This window comes from Micromonospora sp. NPDC049359, from assembly GCF_044466585.1.
In the GTDB taxonomy this organism is placed as follows: domain Bacteria; phylum Actinomycetota; class Actinomycetes; order Mycobacteriales; family Micromonosporaceae; genus Micromonospora.
In genome coordinates this window covers 143618-162621 of sequence record NZ_JBITMW010000001.1, presented here as the reverse complement: position 1 = coordinate 162621, position 19004 = coordinate 143618, and the positions used below count along the sequence as shown (strand labels likewise).

16 protein-coding genes and 1 pseudogene are annotated in these 19004 nt (G+C 70.8%); 13 read left to right on the top strand and 4 right to left on the bottom strand.

From position 1 onward, the window contains the following. Positions 1–62: 62 nt before the first annotated feature. Both galK and galE read right to left on the bottom strand, forming a co-directional pair. Positions 63–1232: a galactokinase gene (galK, locus tag ACIBTX_RS00760; RefSeq protein WP_363661268.1), complete on the bottom strand. Its 1170-nt coding sequence runs from the start codon at positions 1230–1232 to the stop codon at positions 63–65. Positions 1233–1286: 54 nt separating this feature from the next. Beyond that, positions 1287–2270, bottom strand: coding sequence for a UDP-glucose 4-epimerase GalE (galE, locus tag ACIBTX_RS00755; protein ID WP_363661269.1), 984 nt, complete (start codon positions 2268–2270; stop codon positions 1287–1289). Positions 2271–2440: 170 nt separating this feature from the next. Here galE and ACIBTX_RS00750 point away from each other — a divergent pair. The 6 genes and pseudogenes from ACIBTX_RS00750 to ACIBTX_RS00725 all read left to right on the top strand — a co-directional run. Next, positions 2441–3415: pseudogene (locus ACIBTX_RS00750) on the top strand (hemolysin family protein); the annotation flags it as partial. A gap of 189 nt (positions 3416–3604) precedes the next feature. Further along, positions 3605–4630 carry a tryptophan--tRNA ligase gene (trpS, locus tag ACIBTX_RS00745; RefSeq protein ID WP_363661271.1) on the top strand — a complete coding sequence of 342 codons (1026 nt, stop codon included), beginning with the start codon at positions 3605–3607 and terminating at the stop codon, positions 4628–4630. A 68-nt stretch (positions 4631–4698) separates the two neighbouring features. Next, positions 4699–5226: a 2'-5' RNA ligase family protein gene (locus tag ACIBTX_RS00740; RefSeq protein WP_357124707.1), complete on the top strand. Its 528-nt coding sequence runs from the start codon at positions 4699–4701 to the stop codon at positions 5224–5226. A gap of 79 nt (positions 5227–5305) precedes the next feature. Beyond that, positions 5306–6229 (top strand): YhjD/YihY/BrkB family envelope integrity protein, encoded by a 924-nt coding sequence (locus ACIBTX_RS00735; RefSeq protein WP_357124603.1) that lies wholly within the window; start codon positions 5306–5308, stop codon positions 6227–6229. Between the two features lie 8 nt (positions 6230–6237). After that, a complete protein-coding gene (locus ACIBTX_RS00730; RefSeq protein ID WP_357124606.1) occupies positions 6238–6615 on the top strand; it encodes a GntR family transcriptional regulator in 378 nt (125 codons plus the stop codon). Positions 6616–6701: 86 nt separating this feature from the next. After that, on the top strand, positions 6702–7139 hold the full coding sequence (locus ACIBTX_RS00725; protein WP_089017805.1) for a hypothetical protein: 438 nt from the start codon (positions 6702–6704) through the stop codon (positions 7137–7139). A gap of 180 nt (positions 7140–7319) precedes the next feature. Here the strand turns inward: ACIBTX_RS00725 and ACIBTX_RS00720 are convergent, their stop codons facing one another. Both ACIBTX_RS00720 and ACIBTX_RS00715 read right to left on the bottom strand, forming a co-directional pair. Next, the gene (locus ACIBTX_RS00720) at positions 7320–8945 is read right to left on the bottom strand and encodes a glycoside hydrolase family 13 protein (RefSeq protein WP_363661272.1); all 1626 of its coding nucleotides are present in this window, start codon (positions 8943–8945) and stop codon (positions 7320–7322) included. A 73-nt stretch (positions 8946–9018) separates the two neighbouring features. After that, entirely contained in the window at positions 9019–10083 is a 1065-nt protein-coding gene (locus ACIBTX_RS00715; RefSeq protein ID WP_357124613.1) for a LacI family DNA-binding transcriptional regulator, read from the bottom strand. 179 nt (positions 10084–10262) lie between these two features. On the opposite strand from ACIBTX_RS00715, the gene ACIBTX_RS00710 reads away from it, so the two are divergent. The 7 genes from ACIBTX_RS00710 to ACIBTX_RS00680 all read left to right on the top strand — a co-directional run bounded on the left by ACIBTX_RS00710 (position 10263) and on the right by ACIBTX_RS00680 (position 19003). After that, positions 10263–11513, top strand: coding sequence for a maltose ABC transporter substrate-binding protein (locus tag ACIBTX_RS00710; protein WP_363661273.1), 1251 nt, complete (start codon positions 10263–10265; stop codon positions 11511–11513). Further along, positions 11513–13153 (top strand): ABC transporter permease subunit, encoded by a 1641-nt coding sequence (locus ACIBTX_RS00705; protein ID WP_357171842.1) that lies wholly within the window; start codon positions 11513–11515, stop codon positions 13151–13153. Before ACIBTX_RS00710 ends, ACIBTX_RS00705 begins: the two co-directional genes overlap by 1 nt. Before the next feature lie 8 nt (positions 13154–13161). After that, the gene (locus ACIBTX_RS00700; RefSeq protein WP_357398681.1) at positions 13162–14061 is read left to right on the top strand and encodes an ABC transporter permease subunit; all 900 of its coding nucleotides are present in this window, start codon (positions 13162–13164) and stop codon (positions 14059–14061) included. A gap of 68 nt (positions 14062–14129) precedes the next feature. Further along, the gene (locus ACIBTX_RS00695) at positions 14130–14477 is read left to right on the top strand and encodes a hypothetical protein (RefSeq protein WP_355048948.1); all 348 of its coding nucleotides are present in this window, start codon (positions 14130–14132) and stop codon (positions 14475–14477) included. A gap of 278 nt (positions 14478–14755) precedes the next feature. Then, on the top strand, positions 14756–15823 hold the full coding sequence (locus tag ACIBTX_RS00690) for a BMP family ABC transporter substrate-binding protein (RefSeq protein WP_357124713.1): 1068 nt from the start codon (positions 14756–14758) through the stop codon (positions 15821–15823). A 187-nt stretch (positions 15824–16010) separates the two neighbouring features. Continuing rightward, entirely contained in the window at positions 16011–17657 is a 1647-nt protein-coding gene (locus tag ACIBTX_RS00685) for an ABC transporter ATP-binding protein (RefSeq protein ID WP_396832119.1), read from the top strand. Further along, the gene (locus ACIBTX_RS00680) at positions 17654–19003 is read left to right on the top strand and encodes an ABC transporter permease (protein ID WP_357124626.1); all 1350 of its coding nucleotides are present in this window, start codon (positions 17654–17656) and stop codon (positions 19001–19003) included. The genes ACIBTX_RS00685 and ACIBTX_RS00680 overlap by 4 nt, the downstream gene beginning before the upstream one ends. The last annotated feature ends 1 nt before the right edge of the window (position 19004 follow it).

Sequence of the window (19004 nt, the reverse complement as noted above, 5' to 3'; positions counted from 1 at the left end):
CCTCTTGATCACCGGGCTGGACGCGGGTGGTGGGGTGGGGTGGTGGGGTGGGGTGGGTGGGGTTAGGGGAGGCGGGTTGCGCCGGGGGAGGGCAGGACCGGGGTCGTGGTGGGGGCCGGGTAGTTGCGCTCGGCGTAGGCGAGCCTGACTGCGTCGGCTACCGCTTCGACTCGGTCGGTCTCGACCAGGGCGAGGACGCAGCCACCGAATCCGCCGCCCGTCATGCGCGCGCCCAACGCGCCGGCCGACAGCGCCGCCTCGACCGCCGTGTCGATCTCCGGCACGGTGATCTCGAAGTCGTCGCGCATCGAGACGTGCGAGGCGGTGAGCAGCGGGCCGATGTCCCGGACCCGGCCGGCGCGCAACAGCGCGACGGTGTCGAGCACGCGCTGGTCCTCGGTGACCACGTGCCGGACCCGGCGCCGGGTCTCGGCGTCGTCGAGCCGGGCCAGGGCGGCGTCGAGCTCGTCGACGGTCACGTCGCGCAGCGCGGGCACCCCGAGCGCCTTGGCGGCGGCCTCGCAGGAGCGGCGGCGGGCGGCGTACTCACCATCGGCGTGCCGGTGCGGCGCGCGGCTGTCGACGACCAGCACGGTCAGCCCGGCGGCGTCCAGGTCGAACGGGATGTGCTCCACGGACTCGTCGCGGCAGTCGAGGAAGAGCGCGTGCCCGGCGCGGCAGCGGATCACCGCCGACTGGTCCATGATGCCGGTCGGCGCGCCCACGTAGACGTTCTCCGCCCGCTGCGCCAGCCGGGGCTGCCGTTCGGCGGGCAGCTCCAGCCCCGCGAGGTCGAGCAGGGCGGCGAGCACGGCGGACTCGAGCGCGGCCGACGAGGAGAGCCCGGAACCCAGCGGCACGTCGGAGGCGATGGCCAGCCGGGCGCCGGGCACCGCGTGGCCCGCGTCGCGCAGCGCCCAGACCACCCCGGCCACGTACGCGCCCCAGCCGGTCACCCGGCCGGGCTCGGCCACGTCGTCCGCGTCGAAGGTGACCGTCTCGCCGGAGAGCTCGGACCAGACCGTCCAGCGTTCGTCGTCCCGCCGGTCGGCGGCGACCACGGTACGCATGGGAAGCGCGAACGGCAGCACGAACCCGTCGTTGTAGTCGGTGTGCTCGCCGATCAGGTTGACCCGACCGGGCGCGGCCCAGAGGCCGGCGGCCGAGGCGTCGTACTGGTCGGTGAAGCCGGCGGCGGCCCGCTCGGCGACGTCACCGGTGGGGCTGGTCATGGTGCCTCCTTGTTCGGCACTGCGGGGCTCGCACACCCGGCTCACTCGGCGGGCTCACGACTGCTCCAGGACGTGGGCGCGGTAGAAGGCCCAGGCGTCGCCGACCATGTCGTGCAGGGTGGGCTTGCGCGGCACCCAACCCAGCTCGTCACGGGCCAGCGCGGAGGAGGCGACCAGTTCGGCCGGATCGCCCTCGCGGCGTGGCGCGACCTCGACCGGGAGCTGGTGGCCGGTGACCTCGCGGACCACGTCGACCACCTGGCGGTTGGTGAAGCCGTTTCCGTTGCCGAGGTTGTAGATGCGGTGCTGACCCGCGGTGGCGGCGTCCAGCGCGAGCAGGTGCGCGCGGGCGAGATCGACGACGTGGATGTAGTCGCGTACGCAGGTGCCGTCCACGGTCGGGTAGTCGTCGCCGAAGAGTTGGAGCTTCTCCCGCCGGCCGGCGGCGACCTCCAGGGCGATCGGGATGAGGTGCGTCTCCGGGTCGTGCCGCTCGCCGAGTGCGACGTCGCCGGCGAGGTGCGCTCCGGCCACGTTGAAGTAGCGCAGGGACACGGCGGCCAGCCCGTGCGCGTCGGCCTCGGAGGTGAGCGCCATGTCGACCGCGAGCTTGGTGGCGCCGTACGTGTTGGTGGGCGCCTTGACCGCGGTCTCCGGAATCGGCAGCTCGGTGGGGTTGCCGTAGACGGCGGCGGTGGAGGAGAAGACCATCCGGGGCACCCGGGCGGCCCGGACCGCGTTGATCAGGGCGAGCGTGCCGACCGTGTTGTTCTCCCAGTACAGCTCGGGTTTCACCATCGACTCGCCGGCGGCGATGAGGGCGGCGAAGTGCAGCACCCCGTCGAAGCCGGCGTCGGGGGTGAGGACCTGGGCGGCGTCGTGAATGGACGCCTCGACGTGCGTCGCGTCCGGAGCGAGCGCCTCGCGGTGACCGGTGCGCAGGTCGTCCAGGACGACGACCTGGTGGCCGGCGTCGAGCAGCATCCGGGTCACCACGCTGCCGATGAAGCCGGCACCCCCGGTGACGAGCAGTTTCACGTCGTTGCCTCCTGCCTGGCCCGCCGGGACGTGGCCCTTGGTGATCACCCTACGGCGGCGCTCGGGAGCGGTGTGGATCGCGCCGCACGCCATTCCATCATAATCTCTCACGTTTAAACAGAGCCGCACATCTCCGGTGCGGCGGGCACCCGGTGTCTACCATCTCTTTCATGCGGGAAGCAGCCCGTTCCGGGCTCCGGCGGCGGGTGCGGAAACGGTCCCGCCGTGACCCCGGGCCGCTCGCGCGGGCCGTCGCCCGGGTGCTGGTGCGCACCGCCGACGGCGCGACCCGCCTCGTCACCGATCTGCTCGGTACCGGCCCGGCGGCCGGCCGGGAACGCATCTCCGAGGCCGAGCTGCGGGACCTCGTGGCGGTCAACACGGTGCTCGACCCGGACGAGCGGCGGATCATCGACGAGGTGCTGGTGGCCGGGGCGAGTCTCGTCCGCGAGGTGATGATGCCCCGTACCGAGGTGGTCTTCCTGCCGGCCCGGCTGACCATCGCCGAGGCCGCCCGGCTGGTACGGGCCGAGACGCACTCGCGGTACCCGGTCACCGACGGCACCCAGGACGACGTGGTCGGGTTCGTGCACCTGCGGGACGTGCTGCTCCGTCCGGACGCCGACCCCTGCGCCACGGTGGGCGAGCTGACCCGCGAGGTCAAGCAGGTGCCGGGGAGCAAGCGGGTCCTGGCCGCGCTGACCGAGATGCGCCGGGAAGGGCACCACCTGGCGGTGGTGGTCGACGAGTACGGCGGAACCGCCGGCATCATCACCCTGGAGGACCTGATCGAGGAACTCGTCGGAGAGATCCACGACGGGTACGGCAGGCCGCCCGACCCGAGCCACGTCGGCCTGCCGGCCGTGGTCGACGGCCGGCTCAACCTCGCCGACTTCGCCGAGCGGACCGGTGTGGCGCTCCCCGCCGGTCCGTACGAGACCGTCGGCGGGTACGTGATGGCAGTCCTGGGCCGCCTGCCGCTGACCGGCGACGAGGTGCCGGTGCCCGGCGAGCCGCCCGACGGCGGCGGGCCCGATCCGGCGGCACCGGCCGACGGTTGGCTCCTGCGCGTGCTGGCCCTGGACGGACGCCGGGTCGCCCGGCTCGCGGTGACGGCGGCCCGGATGCCGGAGCAGCGGCGCGATCCCGCCGTCAGCCATCAGCGCGAGGCGGACCGGGGCGCGGCGGGACAGCAGCGGGGCACCGCGGTCGGGCCGGGTCCACGGCCGGGGACGAGCGGGCCACGCGAGGTCAGCGCCCCGACACCGGCTGGCCGGGGCCGACGCGCCGGCCCGTCATGACGGCTCCGCATGCTTGCTGACAGAATTATCGCCATGCCCGACGTTCCCGAGCGACCCCGCGTCTTCTCCGGCATCCAGCCGACGGCCGACTCGTTCCACCTCGGCAACTACCTGGGAGCCGTGCGGCACTGGGTGGCCCTGCAGGACACCCACGACGCGTTCTACTGCGTGGTGGACCTGCACGCGATCACCGCCGGTCACGATCCGGCGGTGCTGCGCCAGCGGACCAGGGTGGCGGCCGCCCAGCTCTTCGCGGTCGGTATCGATCCGGACCGCAGCACCCTGTTCGTACAGTCGCAGGTGCCCGAGCACCCGCAGCTGGCGTGGGTGCTCGGCTGCATCACCGGTTTCGGCGAGGCCAGCCGGATGACGCAGTTCAAGGACAAGTCGCAGAAGCAGGGCAACGAGCGGGCCAGCGTCGGGCTGTTCACCTACCCGGTCCTGCAGGCCGCCGACATTCTGCTCTACCAGGCCAACGCGGTGCCGGTCGGCGAGGACCAGCGTCAGCACCTGGAACTCTCCCGCGACCTGGCCCAGCGGTTCAACTCGCTGTTCGGCGCGACGTTCACGATCCCCGCGCCGCACATCGTCAAGGACACCGCGAAGATCACCGACCTGCAGGACCCGACGGCCAAGATGTCCAAGTCGTCGTCCTCGCCGGCCGGCATCATCGACCTGCTGGAAGACCCGGCCCGCTCGGCGAAGAAGATCCGCTCCGCGGTGACCGACACCGGTCGGGAGATCGTCTTCGACGCCGAGACCAAGCCGGGCGTGTCCAACCTGTTGACCATCTACTCGGCGCTCAGCGGGCGTGGCATCGACGACCTGGTGTCCGCGTTCGCCGGTCGCGGCTACGGCGACCTCAAGAAGGAGTTGGCCGATCAGGTGGCGGAGTTCGTCCGTCCCATCCAGGAGCGCACGCGCACGTACCTCGACGACCCCGCCCAACTGGACAAGCTGCTTGCCGCCGGGGCGGAGAAGGCCCGGTCCGTGGCCGGCGCGACGCTGCGGTCCGCGTACGAGCGGGTCGGTTTCTTCCCGCCGATGCGCGGCGAATAGCGCTGCGGGGACGGGTGGGCGAATCGGTGGCCGACGTGGCGGCACGGAGCGTGGATCGCAGCGGCGGGATGCCCCCGCCGGGCGACACCGTGCAGATCGGCATCGCGGTGGACATCCCGGAGCCGTGGGGGGCACAGCTCACCCGGCGACGGGTCGAGGCGGGTGATCCCCTCGCGGTGCCCGCGCACGTGACGCTGCTCGGCCCGACCGAGATCCCGACCGACGTGCTGCCGGGCATCGAGCGGCACCTCGCCGCCGTGGCCGCCGCGCATCTGCCGTTCACGCTGCACCTGCGGGGGACCGGCACGTTCCGGCCGGTGACGCAGGTGGTGTTCGTCGCGGTGGCCGCCGGCATCAGCGAATGCGAGTTGCTGGCCGCGGCCATCGCGGCCGCGCCGGGTCTGCACCGCCAGACCCGCTTCCCGTACCATCCGCACGTCACCGTCGCGCATGACGTCGCTCCGGAGGCGTTGGACAAGGTGTACGAGGATCTGGCCGACTTCTCCGCGATGTTCGAGGTCGACGCGTTCACCCTGTTCTCGCACAGTGGGCCGGCCCGGTGGCAGCCCCGCCGGGACTTCCGCCTCGGCGACTGACGTTCGGCGGCGCGCCGGCTGGCGAGCGGTCTTGTACTGGTTGCCGGGACGGCGGCGGGAGATCGGCGAGGATGATCGCGTGAACGTGATCGGCCGGATCGAGGCGGGCATCGACCGCTGGGTGGGTGCCGCGCGTGCCCGGTCGGGCCTGTTCGACCACGTCTGGCGTGCCGGGACGCTCTACGCCGACGTGCTGGCAGGAAGGCTCGCCGCGGCGATCGCGTACTACGGCTTCTTCGCCGTCTTCGCTCTCGCCCTGGTCGCGTACTCCGTCTTCGGCGCGATCCTGGAGGACAACGACGAGGTCAGCGAGGCGGCGACCGGGTTCCTGAAGGAGAACCTGCCGTTCCTGGACGCGCAGCAGATCGCGAACTCCAGCGGCACGGTCGGTGTGGTCGGCCTGGTCATCCTCGTGTTCACCGGCATCGGCTGGGTGGAGGCGATCCGCTCCTCGCAGCGGCTCATGTACGCGCTCAACCAGCAGCCCGGCAACCTCGTGGTCCGGCGGCTGGTCGACCTCGGGGTGATGATCGGCGTCTTCGTGCTGCTCGGTCTCTCCGTGGCGGCGGTGGACGCGTTGGAATCCCTGCTGCGCTTTCTGCTGCGCAGCACCGGGTCGGTCGGCCTGACCACCGTCAGCGCCGTCCTCAGCGTGCTGGTCAACGCGGTGCTCGCCACCGCGCTGCTGCTCGCGGTGCCCCGGCTGCGGATGAGCCGGTCCCGGCTGCGTCCGGTGGTGCTGCTGGTCGCGGTCGGCATCACGCTGCTCAACACGCTCGGGCGGTACTACGTGGTGCGCACCGAGCGGAACCCGGCGTACACCGTGGTGGCCGGTGCGGTCGGTCTGCTGCTCTACCTCTACCTGCTGAACCAACTGGTGCTGTTCGGCGCGGCGCTGCTCGCGACCAGCCGGAGTGGGCGCGTGGTAGACCTGGCGGCGGGCGCCCCCGTGGTGGATGTCGACGAGGACACCGACCCCGGCGCCCCGGGCGGTGCGGGGTGAGGGTGGAGATGTCCGACGTGCTGATCACCGTCGACCAGGACTCGCCGGTGCCGCCGTACGAGCAGGTGCGTGTGCAGCTCGCCGAGCTGATCGGCGACGGCCGGTTGCCGGTGGGCAGCCGCCTGCCCACCGTCCGGCAGCTCGCGGCCGACCTGCGACTGGCCGCGAACACGGTGGCGCGGGCCTACCGGGAGCTGGAGGCGGCCGGCCTGTTGCAGACCCGGGGACGCAACGGCACCTTCGTCGCTCCCGGGCGGGACGACGCCGTCGACCGGCTGCACCGGTTCGCCGTCGACTACGCCGCCGAGGCGCGGCGGCTCGGCGTGACCCCGGATCGTGCTGTCGCTCTCGTGCGGGCCGCCCTGGACGCCACCCGACACGACTGAGCCGACCGGTCTCTCATCGACCGCCGGACGGGCGGTAACTGAACAGAACGGCACCGGCGCTCACGTTCGCGGACCATGATGAGCCCGTGGGCGCACTCATGACACTGGACCTGCCGGCCGACTCGCCGATGCTCGGCCTGCCGTGGATCATCACCTTCGGGCCGCTCGGTGACCTGGACGAGTGGGAGCCGGTGGTCTGCGGGCCGTACGAACGGCCGCACGCGTTGGCGTTGGCCGAGGCGGTGGTGGCCGAGGAGCAGCTGATGGCCGTGGTGGAACCGCTGCTGCCGGCGCTGTCGGCCGACGAGATCCGCAGCGAGATCGCCGCCGCGCAGGTGGCCGCCGAGGACGAGGCCCGGCAGGTCGAGGGGGCCGACCTGTACGGAGACTTCGAGGACGTGATCGACGAGGAGTTGGACGCGGCGGCCGACGAGGCGGGTCACGGCGAGCCCGCCGAGCCACCGGACGAGGCCGAGGTGCGCGCCGGCTTCACCCGGATCGCGGCGCTGCTCACCGCGAAGTGACGCGGCGGGTCAGGGCCCGGGGCCGGAGCGCACCACGGGCGTCACACGAGCACCGGCGCCGCGCGGAATCCGTTCCGCGTGGCGCCGGTGCACCTCACCCCCCACCACAAGGGGTCGGCAGCCCAGTCGCCCGTTGGCGCGGGGCACGACGGACGACCAGGTCGAGATTGGCTTACCCGCTCAGCGCCGTTCGAACCAGGCGGCCGCGTCGACGGGCAACAGGTGGTCGGTGAGCGGCGCGCTCGCCACGACCGGCGTGCCGTACCCGTCGAGTGCCACGGGCGCTGCGCCGAGGTTGACGACGCAGGTCAGCACGGTGTCACCCGCGCCGCGGGAGAACGCCAACACGCCCGGCTCGGTCTGCGACCAGGTGACCTCGCCGGCGTCGGCGGCCAGCGCCGGGTGCTCGCGGCGGATGCGCAGGGCCGTCCGGTACAGCTCCAGCGTCGAGCCCGGGGCGCCGGCCTGCGTGCTGACCGACAGGGCGCGCCAGGTCGCCGGGGCGGGCAGCCAGCTCAGCTCGCTGCCGGCCGGCCCGAAGCCGTACGGCGCCAGCTCTCCACTCCACGGAATCGGCACCCGGCAGCCGTCGCGGCTCTCACCCGTACGCAGGAACGCCGGATCCTGCCGTAGCTCGTCGGGGAGGTCGAGAACCTCGGGCAGGCCCAACTCCTCACCCTGGTAGAGGTAGGCCGAGCCGGGGAGCGCGAGCATCAGCAGGCTGGCGGCACGGGCCCGGCGCAGCCCGTCGGGGCCGTCGCCGTAGCGGGTGACGTGCCGCTGCTTGTCGTGGTTGGACAGCACCCAGGTGGTGGGCGCGCCGACCACCGTCGCTTCGGCGAGGGCGGTGTCGATCACCTTGCGGAACGAGTCGGCCGACCAGGTGGCGTCGAGAAAGTCGAAGCTGAACGCCTGGTGCAGCTCGTCCGGGCCGATGTAGCGGGCCAGCCGCTCCGGCGTCTCGGCCCACGCCTCGGCGACCGCCATCCGGCCGCCCGGGTAGCTGTCCAGGATGGGCCGCCACGCGCGGTAGATCTCGTGGACCTCGTCCTGGTCGAAGTAGGGCAGGCGACCCTTGCCGAGTAGTTCGACCTGGCGTTGCCCGGTCGTCGCCGTGCTGAAGCCGACGTCCGGCAGCCCTTCGGCCTTGATCATGCCGTGGGCCACGTCGACGCGGAAGCCGTCCACGCCCCGGTCCAGCCAGAACCGCAGCACGTCCTCGAACTCGGCGCGAACCTCCGGGTGCCGCCAGTTCAGGTCCGGCTGGGCCGGGTCGAACAGGTGCAGGTACCACTGGCCGTCGGCGATCCGGGTCCAGGCGGGGCCGCCGAAGATGCTCTCCCAGTCGTTGGGGGGCAGTTCGCCGTGCGCGCCCTTGCCGTCGGCGAAGAGGTAGCGGGCCCGCTCGGGCGAGCCGGGACCGGCGGCGAGGGCGTCGACGAACCAGCGGTGCGCGCTGGACGTGTGGTTGGGCACCAGGTCGACGATGATCCGCAGGCCGAGGCTGTGCGCGTCGGTGATCATCGCGTCGAAGTCGGCGAGTGTGCCGAACATCGGGTCGACGTCCCGGTAGTCCGCGACGTCGTACCCGCCGTCGACCATCGGCGAAGTGTAGAAGGGGGTCAGCCAGAGCGCGTCCACCCCGAGGTCGCGGAGGTACGGCAGGCGTTCCCGGATGCCCGCCAGGTCGCCGACGCCGTCTCCGTTGCTGTCGGCGAAGCTGCGCACGTAGACCTGGTAGACGACCGCGGAGCGCCACCAGTCGTCGTCCGTGCGGGGCAGGGTGATGGTGGTGCTGACGGTCATTGGTGATGTTTCCCCGTCTGTCTCAGGCTCGGGCGCGGCTGTGCGAGCAATATGCCGGCCGCCTTTGCAAGAGTCAAGCAGATCTTGCGTAAGGAAACCGCACGGCGGCCGGGGCCACCGCCGTGGAGCCGCGGACGACCAACTCGGGGCGGAACAGGTATTCGGAGTGCGGGGCGCCGTGCCCGTTGATCTCGTCCACCAGGGCCCGGACCGCCGCCACCGCCATCGCGGTGACCGGTTGCCGCACGGTGGTCAGCGGCGGGTCGGTGAAGGCCATCAGCGGCGAGTCGTCGTAGCCGACCACCGAGAGGTCTCCCGGAACGGACAGGCCGCGTTGCCGGGCCGCCCGCACGGCGCCGAGCGCCATGAGGTCGGAGCCGCAGACCAGCCCGGTCACACCACGGTCGAGCAGCCGGCCGGCCGCCGCCTCGCCACCCTCCACACCGAACAGCGTCAGCTCGGCCAGCGGGCCGAGATCCGCCTCGGCGACGCCGGCCAGCCGGGTCATCGCCGCCCGCCAGCCGGCCACCCTGCGCCGCACCGGCACGAACCGGTCCGGGCCGGTGATCAGGCCGATCCGCCGGTGTCCCAGCGCGACGAGGTGGGCCACCGCCAGGTCGGCGGCCTCCCGGTCGTCGCAGGAGACGAAGGGCGCCGCGACGTCGGGGACGTACCCATTGATCATTACGACCGGCAGCGGCCGGGCGATCAGCGCCCGGTAGCGGTCGTGGTTGGCGGCGGTGTCGGCGTGCAGGCCGGAGACGAAGACGATTCCGGAGACCTGCCGGTCCAGCAGCATCTCCACGTACTCGTCCTCGGTCACGCCGCCGGCGGTCTGGGTGCAGAGCACCGGGGTGAACCCACTCTGCGCCAGTGTCGACTCGATGACCTGCGCGAACGCCGGGAAGATCGGATTGTCCAGCTCCGGCACCACCAGGCCGACCAGGCCGGCGCTGCGCTTGCGCAGTCGCGCCGGGCGCTCGTAGCCGAGTACGTCGAGGGCGGTGAGAACGGCCTGCCGGGTCTCCGGTGCCACGCCGGGGCGGTCGTTGAGCACCCGCGACACCGTGGCCTCGCTGACTTCGGCCTGCTGGGCGATGTCGGACAGTCGAGCGCGCATGGCGGCACTGTAGTCCATCGGCAAGTTCTTGCGGGGTGCTCTGCAAGCCCTTCCATTGTCTGCAACGTCTTGCTAACGTCCCCGCAACATACGAGCGCGGCGGGGCAATATCGCTGCGCCAATCAGCAAGAACTTTCAGCTTTCCACTGGCGGGGCGTCCTTCCCCCGGCGGACCCGCCATGACGACAGGAGTACCGATGCGCATCCGTACCGCGGGTGTGGTTGCCGTTCTCGGCCTGGCGCTCGCCGCCTCCGGCTGTGGTGGCGACAGCGACGAGCCGGCCACGAAGGAAACCCCCACGGCCGCCGGCGGCAAACTGGTGATCTGGGCCGACGACAAGCGGACCGCGGCGCTCAAGCCGTTCGCCGAGAAGTTCGGCCAGGAGAACGGCGTCACCGTCGAGGTGCAGGCCGTCCCGAACGAGGACCTCCAGAACAACTTCGTCACCGTGTCGAGCCAGGGCGGTGGCCCGGACGTGGTGATCGGCGCGCACGACTGGATCGGCAACCTGGTCCAGAACGGCGCCATCGATCCGGTGCAACTGCCCGCCGAGCAGAAGGCAGCCTTCAGCGAGAGCGCGGTCAAGGCCGTCACGTTCAACGGCCAGCTCTACGGCGTGCCGTACGCCCAGGAGAACCTGGCACTGATCCGCAACACCGACCTGGCCCCCGAGGCCCCGAAGACGATCGAGGACCTGGTCGCCGCCGGCAAGCAGCTCAAGGCGCAGAAGAAGGTCACCGAGACGCTCTGCCTCCAGGTCGGACAGAAGGGCGACGCGTACCACATCTACCCGCTGTACGCCTCTGCCGGCGGCTACCTCTTCGGCACCACCGCGAACGGGGACTACGACCCGAAGGACCTCGGCGTCGGCAAGCCGGAGTCGATCGCCGCGTTCAAGAAGATCGCCGCGCTCGGCGAGAAGGGCGAGGGCGTGCTGAAGCGATCCATCGCCGACACCAACGCGACCGCGACCTTCACCGGCAAGAAGTGCGCCTTCCTGGTCTCCGGGCCGTGGGCCACCGCCGACGTGAAGAAGGCCGGCATCGCGTACGACATCTCCGCCGTACCCGGCTTCGCTGGCGGCAAGGCGGCCGCTCCGTTCATCGGCGTGCAGTCCTTCTACGTGGCGGCCAAGGGCAAGAACAAGGCGCTCGCCCAGGAGTTCGTCGTCAACCACGTCGCGAAGCAGGAACTGGCGGTGGCGCTCTACCAGGCCGACCCGCGTCCGCCGGCGTTGACCGCCGCGCTGGACCAGGTCAAGGGCAGCGACCCGGACCTGGCCAAGTTCATCGAGGCCGGCAGGAACGGCCAGGTGCTCCCGGCCATCCCGGCCATGGCCGCGATCTGGGACCCGTTCGGCAAGGCGGAGGCCGCCGTCATCGGCGGCGCCGATCCGACCAGCACGGTCACCGCGGCCGGCCGGATGATCGCCGGTTCGATCAAGTAATGAGTACGCCGCTGTCCGGCCCGGGGACTGCCCAGCAGGCTCCGGGCCGGGGGCCCGTGGGCACCGGGTCCCCGCGCACGTCCCGTACCGCGCGGAACCACGCGCCGATCACCGCGGCCGGCCTCGCCGCGAAGGTGATCCTGCTCGGCCTGGTGGCCGGGATCGCGATCTGGGCGGCGTTCCCGCTCGTGGAGGCCGGACAGTGGATCGGGCTGGCGGTGCTGGCGCTGACCACCGCCGCGCTGTTCTACCTGTACGCGGGCCGCCGGCACGTCCCGGCGAAGTACCTCGTCCCGGGCACGCTCCTTTTGATCGCCTTCCAGATCGTGCCGGTCCTCTACACCGCGAGCACGGCCTTCACCAACTTCGGCGACGGCCACCGGGGCAGCAAGGAGGACGCGATCGTCGCGATCCAGAGCAGTTCGGTGCGGCAGGTCGCGGGCTCCGCCCAGTACCCGATGTCCGTCGCCACGAAGGGCGACCCCGCCACCGGCGCCCTGGTCTTCCTGGTCACCGACCCGGCGACCGACACCGTCTCCGTCGGCGACAGCGGCGGTCTGCGTCCGCTCGACCCCGGCAGGGTCACCGTCGCCCCCGGCGGGAAGGTCACCGCCGCCGACGGCTACACGGTGCTGAACGTCGGTCAGGCCAGCGCGCGCAGCAGGGACATCACCGACCTGGTGGTGCCGACCGCCGGCGGCGCGCTGCGCTCGTCCGGCCTGTCCCGGGCGTACGAGGGCAGGGCCGTGCGGGCGTACGACGCGGGCTGCGACTGCGTCCGGGACAGTGACAGCGGCAGGACCTGGACTGCGGACGGCGGAGCCGGCGCGTTCGTCGCCGCCGACGGCGAGCGCCTGGCCCAGGGGTGGAAGGTGAACGTCGGGCTGTCCAACTTCACCCGGATACTCACCGACGAGCGGATCTCCGGGCCGTTCCTCGGCACGCTGGTCTGGAACTTCGCCTTCGCGATCGGCTCCACCGGCGGCACGTTCGTCCTCGGTCTGCTGATCGCGCTCGCGCTGCACTCGCCCCGGATGCGGGGCACCAACCTCTACCGGATGTTGCTGATCCTGCCGTACGCCATGCCGTCGTTCGCGATGCTGCTGGTCTGGCGGGACATGTTCAACACCGACTTCGGGCTGATCAACAACCTGTTCGGGCTCGGCGTCGACTGGTTCGGCCAGGACTGGACGGCCCGCGCCGCGGTGATCCTGGTGCAGCTCTGGCTCGGCTACCCGTACATGTTCCTGGTGGCCACCGGCGCGCTCCAGGCCATCCCCCGGGAGTTGACCGAGGCCACCTCGGTCGACGGGGCCTCACCCTGGCAGTCCTTCCGTGCGGTCACGCTGCCGCTGCTGCTGGTCGCGCTCTCGCCGCTGCTGATCTCGTCGTTCGCGTTCAACTTCAACAACTTCAACGCGATCTACCTGACCACCGAGGGTGCGCCGTTCCCGGCGGACAACCCCGGCAACGGCGCCACCGACCTGCTGATCACCTACACGTATCGGCTGGCGTTCGGTGGGCAGGCGGCACAGTTCGGCTTCGCCGCGGCGATCTCGCTGTTCATCTTCGCCATCGTCGCCGTGGTGTCGGCCATCAGCTTCCGGCGGACCCGTCAACAGGAGGAGGTGTACGCGTGACCACGCTCATCAACCCGAGCCGCCCGACAACGCTCGACCGCCGGGTCCGAGGGCGGCGGAGCCGTTGGTTCGCCCAGGTCGGTTGGCGGCACCTGGTCGGACTGCTCGGCGTGCTGTTCAGCCTCTTCCCGCTCGTGTTCGTCGTCTCGGCGGCGCTCAACCCGCTCGGCACCCTCTCGTCCACCGAGTTGGTGCCGACCGGCGGAGTGTCGTTCGAGAACTTCGGGGACCTGTTCGCGCGTACCGCGTTCGCCCACTGGTTCCTGAATTCGCTGCTCATCGCCGGCGGCGCCTCGTTCGCCTCGGTGTTCCTCTCGGCGCTCGCGGCGTACGCCTTCTCCCGGATGCGCTTTGCGGGTCGACGGGTGGGGCTGCTGTCGTTGCTGTTGATCCAGATGTTTCCGCAGTTCCTGGCGATCGTGGCGATCTTCCTGATCTTCGGCACGATCACCGACCTGTGGCCGGCCGTCGGCTTCAACACCCCGTGGGGCCTGCTGCTGCTCTACCTGGGTGGTGCGCTGGGCGTGAACACCTGGCTGATGAAGGGCTTCTTCGACACCCTGCCCCGCGAGCTGGACGAGTCCGCCACCGTGGACGGCGCCTCGCACGCGCAGGTCTTCTTCCGGATCATGCTGCCGTTGGTGGCGCCGATCCTCGCGGTGACCGGGCTGCTCGCCTTCATCAACACCATCAACGAGTTCCTGATGGCGAGCGTCTTCCTCACCGACACGGACGCCAAGACCCTCGCGGTCGGCATGCGGGGCATGTTGCAGGGCGCCGAGCGGAACACCAACTTCGGCATCTTCGCGGCCGGCACCCTGCTCACCGCGATCCCGACCGTGCTGGTCTTCCAGTTCCTCCAGCGCTTCATCGTCTCCGGCCTCACCTCCGGAGCGGTCAAGGGATGAGCCCCTCGACGCGCCGGCCGGCCGGCCCCACTACTACAAAGTGTCGTTGATAGGGGAGGATGGGCGGCGTGGAAGCACTGCGACTCATCCTCCTCTATGTCCATCTCATCGGCTTCGCCCTGCTGCTCGGCGGTTCGATCGCCCAGTACGTCAGCGGGAAGCTGCGGATCAACCCCGCCATGCTCTGGGGCGCCGTGATCCAGTTGCTGACCGGCCTCGGGCTCTCCGCGCCCCTGCGCGGTGGCGGTGACGACGAGCCGAACCCGGCGAAACTTGTGACGAAGTTGGTGATCGCGCTGCTGATCTTCGTCATGGTCTTCTTCTCCCGTAAGCGGGACGTGGTCAACCGTGGCCACTTCCTCGCGATCGTCGGCCTGACCCTGGTGAACGCGGCGGTGGCGGTCTTTTGGCGGTAGCGTCCGAGGGGGGAACCGCACCCCGGAAACCGGACTTCCGCGACACCTGGGGGCTCGGTTAGCAGCACGAAGAGTGATCTGCCCCACGCAAGGGTTACACCCGGGTAACAGGCACTCAACAGTCGTGCACGATTGTCGGCCGGTGGGTGGGCGCGGGCGTACGCTCCCGTCCGTAACGTGGGACAGCCGGCGGCACACCCGCAGGTCGGCTGATGGGCTGCCACCGCACTAGGCGCGGTGTGCAATGGGAAGGAGACGTCTTGCGCTCGGTGCGTGGGATGCGGATCGCCTCGATCCTCGCGGCAGGTGGGCTCGTGCTCAGCGCCGCCGCGTGTGGCGAGGCTCCGGATGATGACAAGAACGCCGGCAGTGGCGCCAAGAAGTTCAGCGCCTGCATGGTGACCGACGTCGGCGGCATCGACGACAAGTCGTTCAACACCTCGGCCTGGAAGGGTCTGCAGGAGGCCAAGGCCGCCAACGACAACATCGACATCAAGTACGTCGCGTCGAAGGCCGAGGCCGACTACGAGCCCAACCTGACGCAGTACGTCAACCAGAAGTGCGACTTCATCCTGGCCGTCGGTGGCCTGATGGCCAACGCCACCTCCAAGATCGCCAAGGCGAACCCGAACCAGCAGTTCGGCATCGTCGACGCCCAGCCGGGTGACGCCAACATCTACCCGATGCAGTTCGACACCGCCCAGGCCGCGTTCCAGGCCGGTTACCTCGCCGCCGGGATGAGCAAGTCCGGCAAGGTGGGCACCTACGGCGGTCTGCCGATCCCGCCGGTGACGATCTTCATGGACGGCTTCGTCGACGGCGTGGCGTACTACAACACCACCAAGAAGAAGAACGTCCAGGCGCTGGGCTGGAACAAGGAGACCCAGAAGGGCTCCTTCACCAACGACTTCGCCAAGCAGGACGAGGGCAAGAAGGTCTCCGACGCGCTGGTCGCCCAGGGCGCGGACATCATCATGCCGGTCGCCGGCGGCTCCGGCCTCGGCACCACCGCGGCGGCCAAGGCCTCCGGCGGCAAGTACAACACCATCTGGGTGGACGTCGACGGCTGCGAGAGCACCCCGGACTGCGGCGCGATCATCACCACCGTGGTGAAGAACATCCCGGAGGCCGTCAAGGAGGCTGTGGTCAAGGCCGCCGGTGGCGAGAAGCTGCAGGCCAACCCCGGCTTCGTCGGCACCCTGGCCAACACCGGTGTCTCGATCGCCCCGTACCACGACTTCGACAGCAAGGTTCCGGCCGAGCTGAAGTCCGAGGTCGACAAGATCAAGGCGGACATCGCCGCCGGCACCATCACCGTCACCTCGAAGGCCCAGCCGACCAAGTGACGTCCGGCCGACCTCTCCGGTGAGATCATCGGAGAGGTCGGTGGGCACAGGTACGACCGATCGGCCGCTTCGGCCCCGCGGTGACCGTGGGGGTCGGAGCGGCCGATCGCGCACCGCGTCGGCCAGGCGTTCCGGCCCGTTCGACGGCAGCTAGGCTGCACCATCGCTCGCACTCCAGGAGGTTGCGCTGAGACTCGAACTGCGCGGCATCACCAAGCGGTTCGGTGATCTGGTCGCCAACGACCACATCGATCTGACGGTGGAGCCTGGAGAGATTCACGCCCTGCTCGGCGAGAACGGCGCGGGCAAGTCGACCCTGATGAACGTGCTCTACGGGCTCTACCAGCCCGACGAGGGCGAGATCCTGGTCGACGGCACGCCGCTGCGGCTGAAGGGGCCGTCCGACGCCATCGCGGCCGGGATCGGCATGGTGCACCAGCACTTCATGCTGGTGCCGGTGTTCACCGTCGCCGAGAACATCATGCTCGGTGCGGAGCAGGTCCGGGGCGGTATCGCCGGCTTCCTGGACCGGCGGCGGGCCCGGCGCGAGGTCACGGAGGTGTCCGAGCGCTACAACCTGCGGGTCGACCCCGACGCGGTGATCGAGGACCTGCCGGTCGGCATCCAGCAGCGTGTGGAGATCGTCAAGGCCCTCACCCGCGACGTCGACCTGCTCATCCTGGACGAGCCGACCGCGGTGCTCACCCCGCAGGAGACCGACGAGCTGTTGACGGTCATGCGGTCGCTCAAGGCGGCCGGCAAGTCGATCGTCTTCATCACCCACAAGCTGGGCGAGGTCAAGGCGATCGCCGACCGGATCACGGTGATCCGACGCGGGAAGACGGTCGGCACGGCCTCCCCGGAGACCAGCCGCGACGAGCTGGCCGCGCTGATGGTGGGCCGCAGCGTGCGCCTCACGGTCGACAAGTCGCCGGCCACGCCGGGCGAGCCGGTGCTGGAGGTGGCCGGGCTGGTCGTCGACGACGACCGGCAGATCCGGGCGGTCGACGGCGTGGACCTGACCGTACGGGCGGGCGAGGTGCTCGGCGTGGCGGGCGTGCAGGGCAACGGCCAGACGGAGCTGATTGAGGCGATCATGGGTCTGCGCCCGGTGCTCGCCGGCACGGTCAGCCTGGGCGGTGACCGGATCGACGGCTGGACGCCCAAGCGGGTGCTCCGGGCCGGCGTCGGCTACGTACCCGAGGACCGCAGCGTGGACGGCCTGGTCAAGGAGTTCAGCGTCGCCGAGAACCTGGTGCTGGACATCTACGACCGGCCACCCTTCGGCAGCGGGCTCGCCCTGAAGCCCGACGCCATCGCGTCGTCGGCCCGGGAGCGGATCGAGCAGTTCGACGTCCGTACCTCATCGGCGGACGCGGCGGTGGGCACCCTCTCCGGTGGCAACCAGCAGAAGGTGATCGTGGCACGGGAGCTGTCCCGGCCGCTGAAGCTCTTCATCGCCGCCCAACCCACCCGTGGCGTGGACGTCGGGTCGATCGAGTTCATCCACAGCCAGATCATCCACGAGCGGGACATCGGCACCGCCGTCATGGTGGTGTCCAGCGAGCTGGACGAGGTGGTCGGGCTGGCCGACCGGATCGCGGTGATGTACCGGGGACGGATCATCGGCATCGTCGGCCCGGAGACCCCGCGTGAGGAGATCGGTCTGTTGATGGCCGGCATCCACCCGGACGCGGCGGGCGCGGGCACGCCGGCCGAGCCCGACGCGACCACCGCCGGCACCGCAGCCCAGCCCGGCACGGCTACCGCTGGTGGCGCGGCCGACGGGGGTCCGGCGCGCGCCGACGGCCCCGCGAGCGAGGACGAGGCATGACCAACCCCAATCCGCAGTCGGGCTCTCCGGACAAGGAGCCGGCGAGCGAGGCGCAGGCGGCGCAGAACGCCCTCGGCAACACCGAGCGGGCCGGCACGACCACGACGGAGAAGACGCCGGAGCCGAAGCCGTCCCTGGGCCGGCTCTTCCTGGACAACCTCTGGGCGGCCAACACCTTCACGGTGACCCTGTTGTCGCTGGTGCTGGCGATCGTCGTCGGCGCGGTGTTGATGGTCGTCTCCGACCCGGACGTGCTGCACACCTACACCTACATCACCGCCCGCCCCTCGGACGCGTTCAGTTCGAGCTGGACGCTGGTGAGCGAGGCGTACGCCAACCTGTTCAAGGGCTCGATCTTCGACCCCGAGGCGTTCTCCGGCTGGGTGAACGGCAGCAACGGCTGGCAGGCGGTGCTCGCGCCGATCTCCGAGACGCTGACGTACGCCGCGCCGCTGGTCTTCACCGGCCTGGCGGTGGCGCTGGCCTTCCGTGGCGGCCTGTTCAACATCGGCGCGCAGGGTCAGGCGACCGTCGGCGTCATCCTGGCCGCACTGGCCGGCTTCCTGCTGCCGCTGCCGCCCGGCCTGCACCTGCTGGTGGCGGTGCTCGCCGGCGCGCTGGGCGGGGCGATCTGGGGCTTCATCCCGGGCATCCTCAAGGCCCGCGCGGGCGCCCACGAGGTGATCAACACGATCATGCTCAACTACGTCGCCACGTACTTCCTGACCTGGCTCATCGTGCAGAACGGCGTGCAGGATCCGACCCGGACCGACGCGATCAGCAAGGCGGTGGACACCTCCGCGCAGCTGCCCCGTCTGCTCGGTGACAACCTGCGGGTGCACGCCGGCATCCTGCTCGCCGTGCTGGCCACCTGGGCGGTCGCCTGGCTGCTCAACCGGTCCACCCTCGGCTTCGAGTTGCGGGCGGTCGGCGCCAACCCGGACGCCGCGCGGACGGCCGGCATCAGCGTCACCCGGACGTACATCCTGATCATGGTTTTCTCCGGGATCCTGGCCGGTCTTGGCGGCTCGAACATGGTGCTCGGCTCGACGGCCAGCGCGTTGACGCCGCTGGTGGTGGCGCAGATCGGCTTCGACGGCATCCTGGTGGCGCTGCTCGGCCGGGTGAAGCCGTGGGGAGTGCTGCTCGCCGCGCTGCTGTTCGGTGCGCTCCAGGCCGGCGGTAACCGGATGCAGTCGTACTCCGGCATCTCGCTGGAGCTGGTGACCGTGCTTCAGGCGCTGATCGTCATCTTCATCGCCGCACCCGCCCTGGTGAAGGCGATCTTCCAGCTCCGGGCCGCACGGGCCGCCCGGTTGCAGACGAGCCTGGCGAAGGGCTGGTAAC